We start from the raw sequence: 1674 nt of genomic DNA, 5'->3' as shown, positions 1-1674 counted from the left end.
TCGGCCTGGCCGGGGGTGGGCGGGGTCGTCTGCGACAGGGTCAGGCTGTAGCGGCGGGTAGTGGCGTCGAATTCTTCGGCGACGGTCAGCTCCGGCGTGCCGGCCTGGGCGTACCACCGGGAAAAACGCGACAGGTCGACGCCCGAGGCGTCCTGCATGGCGGCGACGAAATCCTCGATCGTCACCGCCTGGTTGTCGTGGCGGGCGATATAGAGGTCCATGCCCTTGCGGAAATTCTCGACGCCGATCAGGCGGCGCATCATCCGCACCACCTCGGCGCCCTTCTGGTAGACGGTCGCCGTGTAGAAGTTGTTGATCTCGACATAGGAATCCGGGCGCACCGGATGCGCCATCGGCCCGGCATCCTCGGGGAACTGGGCGGCGCGCAACCGGCGGACATTGGCCAGGCGCTTCACCGCGGCGCTGCCCATGTCCTCGGAGAAATGCTGGTCGCGGAAGACGGTCAGGCCTTCCTTCAGCGACAGCTGGAACCAGTCGCGGCAGGTGACGCGGTTGCCGGTCCAGTTGTGGAAATACTCATGGGCGACGACGGTCTCGATGCCTTCGTAGTCGACGTCGGTGGCCGTTTCCGGCCGCGCCAGGATGTACTTGGTGTTGAAGACGTTGAGGCCCTTGTTCTCCATCGCCCCCATGTTGAAGTCGGAGACGGCGGCGATGTTGAAGACGTCCAGGTCGTATTCGAGGCCATAGGCCTCCTCATCCCAGCGCATCGAGGCCTTCAGGCTGTCCATCGCATGGCCGCAGGCGGTCTCGTCGCCGGCGCGGACATAGATGGCGAGCTCGACGTCACGGCCGGACCGCGTGGTGAAGCTGTCCTTCAGCGCCACCAGGTCGCCGGCCACCACGGCGAACAGGTAGGAAGGCTTCGGGTGCGGATCGTTCCAGCGGGCCCAGTGGCGGCCGTCGGGCAGCTCGCCGCTGCCGGCCGGGTTGCCGTTGGACAGCAGCACCGGGCAGGTCGCGCGGTCGCCGCGCAGCGTGGTGGTGAAGCGCGCCATCACGTCGGGCCGGTCGGGGAAGAAAGTGATCCGCCGGAACCCCTCCGCCTCGCATTGGGTGAAGAAGTTGCCGCCCGAGCGGTACAGCCCCGACAGCTCGGAATTCGCCTCCGGGTCGATCTGCACCACCGTCTCCAGCACGAAGGCGTCGGGGACACCGGCGATCACCAGCCCGCCGGCGGGGCTGCGCTGCAGCCGTGCCTCGGGCAGCGCCACGCCGTCGAGCGACGCGGAGACCAGGGTCAGCGCCTCGCCGTCCAACTCCAGCGGCGCGCCCGCCGCGGCCGCCGGGTTGCGGCGGATCTCCAGCCGGGCCGCCACCTGCGTCGCCGTCGGATGCAGGTCCAGCTCCAGCGCCACCTGGTCGATCAGGAAGGCGGGCGGCCGGTAATCCTCGCGGCGGATGGTGGGCGGGGGGGTGGTCTGGTCGGTGCTGGTCATGTCGTCGCCCTCGGTCTCGCAGGCTGCGCCGTTAACGGCCTTCCTGCCTATCATGGGGGGCGAGGTGGCCGCGGCCCAGGGGGGTGCCCCTGCATTCGCGCTTCCCGCGACGGCCGCCGTCATGCCACGGTAACCCCTCTGGCTTCGGAGAGACGCGATGCGCCTGCAGGATTTCCGCGTACTGACCTTCGACTGCTACGGCACCCTGATCGAC

1 protein-coding gene is annotated in these 1674 nt (G+C 68.8%); it reads right to left on the bottom strand.

Going from position 1 to position 1674, the window contains the following annotated elements; translation table 11 throughout:
- Nucleotides 1-1460, bottom strand: a 1460-nt coding sequence (gene pepN, locus BKE38_RS15320) for an aminopeptidase N (protein WP_106409226.1), incomplete at its 3' end; no start/stop codon positions are given.
- Nucleotides 1461-1674 lie beyond the last annotated feature (214 nt).

Source organism: Teichococcus deserti, assembly GCF_001982615.1.
Taxonomy (GTDB): domain Bacteria; phylum Pseudomonadota; class Alphaproteobacteria; order Acetobacterales; family Acetobacteraceae; genus Pseudoroseomonas; species Pseudoroseomonas deserti.
Note: the sequence above shows the minus strand (reverse complement) of the source record. Positions and strands in the feature narration are given on the sequence as shown.